Raw genomic sequence first — 9,883 nt, forward strand, 5'->3', positions numbered from 1 at the left:
GGAATACATATGACTATAGCGTTAACAAAATCGGAAATGGTATCAAAATTACAAAAAGCTAATGCAGCATCAACTTTATTAGTAACAGATCAAGCTGAAGCTTTTATATACGATATAATACAAAACTCAAACACATTAAAGAAATTAAACGTCCAATATAAGGACCAAACAAGTGGAAATATAGAAGCGTTAGAAGCTCAAACTAGAAAGACTAGAAAATTTACTTATACACCAGGAGAGGTACCAGAAGGTGCATTTAATGTAAATAAAAGAGAAATACCATACAGCGTTGTTAAAGTATTCTTAGATATGTGGTTAAGCAATGATGATGTATGGTACATATTACGTCAAAGAGGACAAAATATGGAAACAGCATTAACTTCTATGATGCAAGAAGCTTTTGCATTAGATATGCAAGATTTATTATTTAATGGTGATAAATCAGCTAGTTCAACAGGGCATGATGATTTCTTGAGGATACTTGATGGTTTTGTAGTAAAAATGAAAAAATCAAATAAAAAAATAAATCTGGAAGCTAATTTACCAACTCCAGAAGATTTCATATTATTAAAGAAAAAGATACCTTCTAAATACTGGAATCATCCAAAATTTAACTTTAACTGGATAATATCTGAAAATACTAAGTTAGATATAATGAGAGAAATAATAGCTAGGCCTACAGCTTGGGCAGACAGTGTTATAGTAAATGGAGAGTTAGTTAAAGTGGCTGGATTACCTATAGAAGTTGTATCAACTTATCCAGATAATTTTATAGCGTTAACTCCATTATCAAACTTACAACCTGTGTTTACTAGAGATGTAAGATATAATATGACATCTACAGGCGTAGAGTGTGTTAAGAGAGATGCTACTTACCATATAGGATTTGCTTATTTAGATGCAGTTATAAATAATCCAGAATGCGTTGCTTGGATGGAATATACAGAACCATTAGCAGTTTTATCTTCAGTAACAAAAGAAACTAAGCTAATAAGAGAAGTAGAAGAAAGTAAAGAAGTAGAAGAAAGTAAAGAAACAAAGTCTAAAGCTAATAAAAAGGATAAATAAATATGGATAGTATTCTTGATGAAGTAAAAATAACTTTAGGATTAAGCTCATCTGATAAGGATGAGCTTTTATTATCTTTAATAAAAAGAAATTCACAAACAGTTATTAATTATATAAAAGAACAAAAAGTACCTTTGGAGCTTGAGTATATAGTTGTAGAGTTGGTTATAGCTAGGTATAATCGTATAGGTAGTGAGGGACTTAATAGTGAAAATAGTGATGGAGTAAGTTTTTCGTACAGCAATAATTTATTGGAGGGCTATAAAAAGGATTTAGATAGATATATTGCATATAAGAAATCCCAACTAGACAAGGTTAAGGTGAGATTAATATGAGGTTTAATACTAGAGTGGATTTATATGAAGTAAGTAGAGTAAATGATGGGCAAGGTGGTCGTATAGAGAATAAAAGTCTTTACAAATCTATATATTGTAATTTATCTCTATTAAGTTTAGAAAAACAAATACAATTATTTGGAGTTGCTAACCATGAGTCTTATAACCTTACGACTATAGATACTATAGATATTGATATTTTTTATGTCTTAATAGATGGCCAATACTATAAACCTACACATAAACCTAAAAGAATAAAAAATAAAACTTATGTAACTTTAGATAGGTTAGAACATGCGAATTAAAGTTAATGCAAATAACATAATAGATCTTGTTACATATTTACAAGGGTATAAAGAGTATGTAGTAACTGAAACGGATAAGTCTAGAAAAAAACATGCGTATATGATTGAAAGTATGGCAAAAGGAAAAGTTGCAGTAGATACATCTAGGCTTAAAACTAGTATTCATACTAAGCATGAGGGAAATTCCTCTTTAGTTGGTACTAATGTTAAATATGCAAGAGCTAGAGAATTTGGAAGTAAGGCTTATGTTATAAAACCTAAAAAAGCAAAATTTTTAAGGTTTAGAGGAAGAGATGGTAATTGGGTATTTGTTAAAAAAGTAAATTATCCAGCAGGAAGAGGTAAGAAACCACATTTAATACCTTCTTTTGAAGAAATAACTCCTAAATTTTCTGACGACGTAGAAAGGATACTTTTTAGTTATGATAAATAGCTTACAAACAGTTATATATCAACATTTAACTAATAAAGGTTATGAGGTAGTTGATATTATAGATGAAAATATAAAAATGCCATATCTTAAATTAGGAGACACTAGGATCACTGATAATGTATTAAGAACAGGTGAGAAGATTCATTACATCACATGGGATTTATTTTATTGGTATGATGGAAGCAATAAAGGAAGAAAAGAAATAAATAGTAAATACATGGATATTTACAATAGTTTATATGAACTTTTATATAAAGAAGCTGGAGAGTATTTAATTTCAGATTGTGAATTGAGTTCTGATGGAGATAATGGTATTACAGAACACTATATAGATGAAAATACAATACTTTATCAAGCCTCTATTAAATTTAATTTTGTAATACAAAGGAAGGTGATGTAAATGTCAAGAACAAGAAGTGCAGATGTACTTATAATGATTGGAGGAAAACCAGTTGCAGGACAAAGTGGAGCATCCTTTGAAGCTTCAAATGAGTTTGAGGAATTTATAGATAGAGTTGAATCTGCACAAGGTCAATGTATGACTTCAAGAGAATTAAATGGACAAGATTTTTCAATAGATATGAATGCTGTTGCTAATTTATCAGATAAATCTGATGAAGGTGTGTTTGCTACACTTTGGGACGCATGGCAACAAGCAGAAGATTTAGCTGTAAAGTTAGCAGTAAAGAAGCCTAGTTATGCTGGATCAGAATCTGCTACAAGTAACGTAGACAATTTATTAGAAGCTACTATGAAAATAGAAACTTTTTCGGGGGATTTTGAAGATGGTTTAGCTGGACTTGAAATATCATTAGTTGTTAATGGTTCTGTATCAAGATCAAAGGCATTATTGTCGTCAAGTGAAACAGAATAGAATACTTAAATGAAGGGTGAGATTAAACTATTCTCGCCTTTTTATTTTGCGAAAATTTAATTTTAAGGAGATTTAATATGAAAACGATAGTTAAAAAATATGGTGATAAAGAATACATAATGAAACTTGGAGCAAGACAAAAGAAAATGTACTGTGATATAACTAAGAAACCTATTTTAAGTGATGAGCAGCCTACGGAATCTGATATGTATACTCTTATTAGATGTGCAATAAGTTTCTCAAATAAATTTATAAGTGAAGATGAAGTATTAAATCTAGCTGATGAAATAGGAGATAAAGCAATTTATGAGTTGTATGGAGAATTATTAAAGGCTATGCTAGAGGAATTTGATGATAATCAAGGAGCTATACCCTCTAAATAACGGTTACATAGATTGGGATAAATGTATTAAGTATTATGTCATAGAAAATCAAGTTCCTTTAAATGTGTTTTGGGATAGTGATTTTTACGAACTTTCTATTTATGTAGAGCAGTATAAAGAAAAACTAGAAGGTATTAAAATGGCAGTCATTTACGGCTATGTAAGTGCTAAAAAAAGTAAGATTATAAACATATTTAAAAAGAAAAAATCTAAAAAAGAAATGGAAAAGATGAAAGAGGACTTAAAGAAAAAATTCAATCTCTGAAAGGAGGTGGATAAATGGCTGATAAAGAGTTTAACGTAAAGATTAGTGCTGAAACTGATGATTTTAGTAATTCGCTCAATAAAGCTGAAAAAGATTCTTCTAAGTTTGCTGATGCATTAGAAAAAGATATTCCTAAAGGTGCTGAATCTGCTACAGAGTCACTAAAAGAAACTATAGAAGAGTTAAGACAATTACAACGAGAAGCTATTGGAGTGAAAACATCTTTTAGTACAATGAATAACGAATTTAAGGGAACTTCAAGTAATTCAAATAAATTTAATAAGGAAATGCAAAGATTATCAATGATTCTTGGAGGAGATGTTCCTGAAAGCACTAAAAAGGCTTATTCGGAAATGTATAGACTTCACGAAGAAGCTCGTAAAGCTTCAAGATATTATGGAAAGTATTCTCAACAAGTAATGAATGCTAGAGATGCTATAACTAAATTTGCATTAGGACTTGATGATACTACTTTTAAACAAATATACATGAGAAGTCAATTAGGATTAACTGATATGCAATTAAGGCAACAAGCTAATAGTATTAAGTTAAATGCTCGTATGACTAAGCTTATGGGAAATCAAACAAAGATACTTACAGAAAGAATGAAAGGACTACAAAAATATGGCATTAAGCCAGAAGACATGCTACCTCCTTCGACAATAGGGCAGTTTCAACTACTTAATGAAACAATGGAAGCTAGTAGATCACCATTAAATGGATTATCTTTGGGATATAGAAAACTTGGTGGTAGTGTTGAAAAAGTTATAAAGAATTATTCTGCACAAAAAGTTGCTATAAGAGAAGCTCAAGGTGACATGGTTAAATACGGACTATTACTTAGAGGGATAACAGCTGCAAATGCGAATATGGCACTTGCTTTTCCTATTGTTGGTATGTCAGCTTTATTTGCATACAAGACAATGTTTAGTGCAGCACTTGAAGCTGATGAAGGATTGAAAAGATTAGCTGAGACAACTAAAGGAAAAGTGTTAAAAGCGTTAGAACCTGTTATACAGACAGCAGGTCAGTTTTTAAAAGTAGCGCTTAAAGTTACTGGAGTAGTTTCTGACTGGATAGCTAAATTTAATGAAGCCCATCCAATTATAGCCAAAATAGCTGGAGTTATAGGATTTTTATTACCTGCTATGACACTATTGCTACTACCATTGCAAATGGGTGTTGGACTTTGGAAAGGATGGATGGTTGCTCTTAATGGTGTTTGGACTATGTTTGGTGGAGTTGTAACTATGATAGGGACTGCATCATCAACATTTTTAGCATTCGCAGGAATATTAGCTATAGTAGGCACTGCATTTATAGATTTATATAAAAAAAATGAGGAATTTAGAGCGTCTATAAGTACTTTAGGTACAGAACTAATGAGTGCTTTTTCAAGTATTAAAGAAACCTTTGTAGAATTTTCAACTACTATTAGCCAAACTGTTCAATCTATGCTAGTTGCTATTACAGCTTTTTGGAATGAACATAAAGACGTAATAATACCAATTGTCAATTTTTTATGGGGAATTGTAAAAGATACGTTCTTGACGGCTATAGATGCAATTAAAAATATAGTAGATGGTGGATTAAAATTTGTAGGTGGAATTATAGACCTGTTTAAAGCCATTGCAGAGGGCGATTTTAAAGCTATGTGGGAATCAATTAAAACTATATTCCAAGGGGCGATACAATTAATAATTGGCTTTATTCAAGGCTGGCTAGTTATGGGTACAGTTAAATTATTCAAAGGTCTTGCAACTGGAGCTAAAAATTTGGTTAATGGAATGTGGTCCACGATAAAAACTTTTTTTAAAAATGGAATTACAGGATGCATAAACTTCATAAAAGATTTAGTTAAAACAGGGATAAACAATTTTAATATATTTAGGACGTTTGGATCAAATATATTTAGCGCATTAGCTCAAGTTATTAAATCGTCAATGAGTAAAGTAGCAAATGCAGTTAGAACAGGAATGAGTAATGCTGTAAATTATTTGAAAAGCATAAATCTTTTTAGTATAGGTAAAAACATAATACAAGGACTTGTTAATGGTGTAAAATCAATGGCTAGCGCACTTATTAGGTCTGTTAAAGGCGTTATTTCTAGTGCTATAGATGGAGCTAAGAAGTTACTTGGAATAAATTCTCCGTCAAAATTATTTAGACAATTTGGAGAGTGGACAACAGAAGGTTATGAGATTGGAATCAATAGAGGAGAACCTGCTTCAACTAGAGTTGTTGAAGATTTTGCTGAGAACTCTATAAATGCTTTTACAACTACTGCTTTACCAAGTACATCTAACAACAATAATAATTCAGTAGATAATAGTAATTATGTGATTAATATTAATGCAGGAGCATTAAATAATGAGCAGGATTTATATAAACTTGCAGAAATAATAGATAGAAAGTTATTAGAAATAAAAGAAAGAAAATCTAAGATGTTTGGAGGTTATCAACATGCTTTCTAAAAATATAAAGTTAAATGGCATTGATATGCCAAACTTCTTAATTGTTACAGGCTGTTCACATGATATTACAGGAACTATTGAACATGACTTAGTAGATATACCCGGATATAAAGGTGTAAATATAAGAAGTACAAAGAAAAATCCACGCTCTATAGTTATTGAATTTAAATATAGAGATTGTGGATTTTTAACTTTTGAAAAGAAAGAAATTATATCAGAGTGGATTCATTCGAGTAATCTAAAAGAATGCAAACTAGAATATGGATGGATTCCTGGAAGTCATTATTTAGTTGTACCTGTAGGTGATACAAATCTAAATGATAATGTTAAAATAAAAAGTTTCAGCTTAGAATTTTGCTTAGTAAATCCTTGTAGAATAGAAAACTTAGAGCAAGTAAAAACTTCTAATTTTACATACACAGGAACAGAATCCACATATCCAATACTTGAGTTTGATGTAAGTAGTTCTTGCGATAAAATAAAGTTAGATTTTTCAAATTCATCAAAAAATGGATTTTTAGAATTAAATACTAGTTTTAATAGTGGAGATAAGATAATAATTGATTGCAAGAAAAAATCAATTAAAGTTAACAATAAAATTAATATGCCTATTTTATCTTTAGATAGTGATTTCCCTACAATTGAAAAAGGTACAAATAATTACAACCTATCTAGCGGAAGTGCAACATTTAAAGTTAAATATAACAATTTGTATAGGTAGGTGATTGTATGAAAGATTCATTACTTTTATTTGATGATAATGAGAGACTTAAAAGGATAATAAATAGCTATGAATTTTTTAAAGATGAATATAAAGTAACAACAAGCGGAGAAGTAAGTTTAGAATTTAGAATAAAAGATAATATAACAGATATTAATAAAGGCGATAAAATAGGCGTATTCAAAGATGATGAAACTATGGACTTACTTATAGTTGAGCAAGTTGAATCTGAAACTTCTTATTCTACGGAATACAAAGTTACCTGCTTACATGACTTTTATAGCTTGCAAGAACAAAAGGCCATAACACAATATGAAAATAAGTCAGTATCGTTAAGAGATGCATTAACTACTATGTTAGATGGTACTACGTATGAATTAGGAGAATGTCCAGAAAGAACACTGAAAGCAATAGGTCCTTATTTATTTAAGAATGTTCTTTGGTGTATCCAGGATATATTGCAATTATTTGAAGTTGAAGTATATTACTCTATTGAGTTAGATAGTACAAGAACTAATATAGTTAAAAAGAAATTAAATGTAGTTAATGCATTAGGTAGTGATACTGGAATAAGGTGTTCAACAGATCTTAATGTATCCAAAATAAAAAGAATAGAAAAAAATAAATTCTATACAGTCATGTATGGGTGTGGAGCTACGTATCAAAAAGACAATATAGAGTATAAATATAGCTTTAAGGATATTTCTTGGTCTACTCCGAATAATCCGGCTGACAAACCTTTGGGTCTAGAATATGTAGAGGATAAAGAAGCTATAGCTAAATATGGTAGGAAGATAGGAATTTATGAAGATGGAAGAATAAAGGACCCAAACTTACTATTAAAATATACTTGGGAGGCTCTTAGAAGAAATAATAAGCCTTTTGCATCATATGAATTAGAGCTGGAAGAATTAAAAAATGAGGATGGATATGAACATCTAGATTTTAAATTAGGTGATTTAATCATTCTACATAATACTATAGATGATTCTAGAGCTAAATTTAGAATAGTTGAAGATATTAGGTCTATATCTGATAGGCAAAAAAGGAAAGTAGTAGTAGGAGAACAAATAAGGGGACTAGTAAGTAGTGGTAGCAATAGTAATAACGGAACACTTGGACCAGGTGGGAGTGTTATTCCTCCTAGTGCAGAAGGTGATATTAAGCCTCCTAGCATAGAAGAAATAACCCCAGATACATTACCGGCAGTTCCAGTTGTAACAACAAAGGGATTATGGAAATCCGTACAATTAAGCTGGACATACGAAAATAAAATGTATTATGACTACGAGGTATACGCTTCTAAAATAAAAGATTTTGAACCTACGGTGTTTCACATGATTTATAGTGGCAAAGCAAGTGCTTTTTTACATGAAGTAGGAGCAAATGAGACTTGGTATTATCGAGTTAGAGCAGTAAATACATTTGGAAATGCTACAGACTTTTCACAGCAAGCGGAAGCTACAACAACTAAGGTTGCAGATGGGACTGAATTTTTCGAAAGTGCTGCAATTAAAGATGCATTGATAGAGGAATTAAGGCTTGATAGAGGTTGGATAGGAACACTTAGAGGACATTATATTGATGCTAGACAGCTAAGTGTAACTGATGGTAATGGGAAGAGGACTTTTGATATAGATTCCTTTGGGAATGTAAATCTTGATGTTACGAATTTAAAAATAGCATCTAAAAGTGTTCCTACATCTGATAATGTAATTGCTAAAGGGGAAGCTATAGCTGATATAAATGTAACACCCGGGAGTGCAAAGATAAAAGCTAATAAGATACAGTTAAACGGTGCAACTACGATAGGTGATGGAATAAGTAGGTATGTAGGAATTAACAACGGAGATTATACACTTTATGAAAATGGAAAAGTAAGAGGATTCTTTGGATATAAGAAGCTTACTGATTATGATAGTGATGATATTATCCCAAGACTTACATTAACTCATTACGGTTTAGATGCTAAAAGTAACAGTTATTTTACAATGTTTCCATACCCTGCTGATACTAACCCACAAGGTACTTCATATCCTTATATAGATATGTGTTATTGTTGCCCTTCTTTCCAAAGAGATGACGATAAAGGTGGAACAGTAGGAGATTTTTCTAATATAAAAATGTATGGTAATGGAGATATGAGATTATCACCTATAAAAAGATTGGAAATAACAAGTAACTATATTAATGGTGCATATCCAAATCCATCTAGTGGTTATGAAAAAGTAATTGCTACATTTTTATCGTCAGCATCAAGTTATTATGATGGATGTATGGAAATACCCGCAATAAGACGTTGGGGAGGAAATACAGGATTAATATTAGCACATTATAATAATAATGAAGTTGGTACACTTGTAAGGGTTGGAACAGATTCTAACAATGACAAATTCTTTAGACCAGTTACAGGTGAACAAGATATAAATAACGGCTCACCAAGTTTTAGGTGGAAAGGTATTTATACTGTAAATTCTGTAAATGCGAGTTCTGACAGAAGATTAAAAGAAAATGTTAAATATATAGAAGAAGTGCCTAATGTTAGAGCAGCTACTACAGATGAAATTACAACTAAAGACATGTATGACTTTGTAAATAATGATTTATACATAGCTAGGTACAATTTTATAGGTAATGATAATAATAAATATGGATTTATAGCTCAAGATATAGTTAATACAAAAGTAGGAAGCGAAATAATAACTTGTGATAGAAATAGTAGTGATACTTTAGGCTATGATACTTCAAACTATACAAATGTATTAGCAGGAGCATTAAAGGAAGCTATAAATGAAATTGAAAAACTTAAAGAAGAAATTAAAGCATTGAAAGGTGGTGCTTAAATGGATAGAAAATACAACTTAAGATTAGATCTACAGTTCAGGTGTAATAACTCCGTTATGAAATTTGATGAGTTTGATAACGATACATCTGATTTTTTTATGCGAATAACACGAGGCGGAGAACTATTTAATATAGATAAAGCTATAGTAGCTCTATGTGTAATAAAACCAGATGGGAGTTC

The 9,883-nt window shown here is 30.8% G+C and carries 12 protein-coding genes; all 12 read left to right on the forward strand.

The window, feature by feature from the left end; translation table 11 throughout:
• Positions 1-9: 9 nt before the first annotated feature.
• Positions 10-1,068, forward strand: a complete 1,059-nt coding sequence (locus H8923_RS14490; RefSeq protein ID WP_153972650.1) for a phage major capsid protein — start codon at positions 10-12, stop codon at positions 1,066-1,068.
• A gap of 2 nt (positions 1,069-1,070) precedes the next feature.
• A complete protein-coding gene (locus H8923_RS14495; protein ID WP_153972651.1) occupies positions 1,071-1,403 on the forward strand; it encodes a phage head-tail connector protein in 333 nt (110 codons plus the stop codon).
• A complete protein-coding gene (locus H8923_RS14500) occupies positions 1,400-1,708 on the forward strand; it encodes a hypothetical protein (RefSeq protein ID WP_153972652.1) in 309 nt (102 codons plus the stop codon). Before H8923_RS14495 ends, H8923_RS14500 begins: the two co-directional genes overlap by 4 nt.
• Positions 1,698-2,141 (forward strand): phage virion morphogenesis protein, encoded by a 444-nt coding sequence (locus tag H8923_RS14505; protein ID WP_153972653.1) that lies wholly within the window; start codon positions 1,698-1,700, stop codon positions 2,139-2,141. The genes H8923_RS14500 and H8923_RS14505 overlap by 11 nt, the downstream gene beginning before the upstream one ends.
• Positions 2,131-2,541, forward strand: coding sequence for a hypothetical protein (locus tag H8923_RS14510; protein ID WP_153972654.1), 411 nt, complete (start codon positions 2,131-2,133; stop codon positions 2,539-2,541). Before H8923_RS14505 ends, H8923_RS14510 begins: the two co-directional genes overlap by 11 nt.
• Positions 2,542-3,015 carry a hypothetical protein gene (locus tag H8923_RS14515; protein ID WP_147540513.1) on the forward strand — a complete coding sequence of 158 codons (474 nt, stop codon included), beginning with the start codon at positions 2,542-2,544 and terminating at the stop codon, positions 3,013-3,015. It begins immediately after the preceding gene.
• Positions 3,016-3,092: 77 nt separating this feature from the next.
• Complete coding sequence (locus H8923_RS14520) at positions 3,093-3,398, forward strand: hypothetical protein (RefSeq protein WP_147540512.1); 306 nt, start codon at positions 3,093-3,095, stop codon at positions 3,396-3,398.
• A complete protein-coding gene (locus tag H8923_RS14525) occupies positions 3,367-3,663 on the forward strand; it encodes a hypothetical protein (RefSeq protein ID WP_147540511.1) in 297 nt (98 codons plus the stop codon). Before H8923_RS14520 ends, H8923_RS14525 begins: the two co-directional genes overlap by 32 nt.
• 14 nt (positions 3,664-3,677) lie before the next feature.
• Complete coding sequence (locus H8923_RS14530; RefSeq protein WP_153972655.1) at positions 3,678-6,137, forward strand: phage tail protein; 2,460 nt, start codon at positions 3,678-3,680, stop codon at positions 6,135-6,137.
• Entirely contained in the window at positions 6,127-6,858 is a 732-nt protein-coding gene (locus H8923_RS14535; protein ID WP_153972656.1) for a phage distal tail protein, read from the forward strand. The genes H8923_RS14530 and H8923_RS14535 overlap by 11 nt, the downstream gene beginning before the upstream one ends.
• Before the next feature lie 8 nt (positions 6,859-6,866).
• Complete coding sequence (locus H8923_RS14540; protein WP_153972657.1) at positions 6,867-9,701, forward strand: phage tail spike protein; 2,835 nt, start codon at positions 6,867-6,869, stop codon at positions 9,699-9,701.
• The coding region (locus tag H8923_RS14545; RefSeq protein WP_187127864.1) for a hypothetical protein at positions 9,702-9,883 on the forward strand (182 nt) is incomplete at its 3' end. It abuts the gene before it with no gap.

Origin of the sequence: Romboutsia faecis (assembly GCF_014323405.1) — a bacterium.
Taxonomy (GTDB): domain Bacteria; phylum Bacillota; class Clostridia; order Peptostreptococcales; family Peptostreptococcaceae; genus Romboutsia_E; species Romboutsia_E faecis.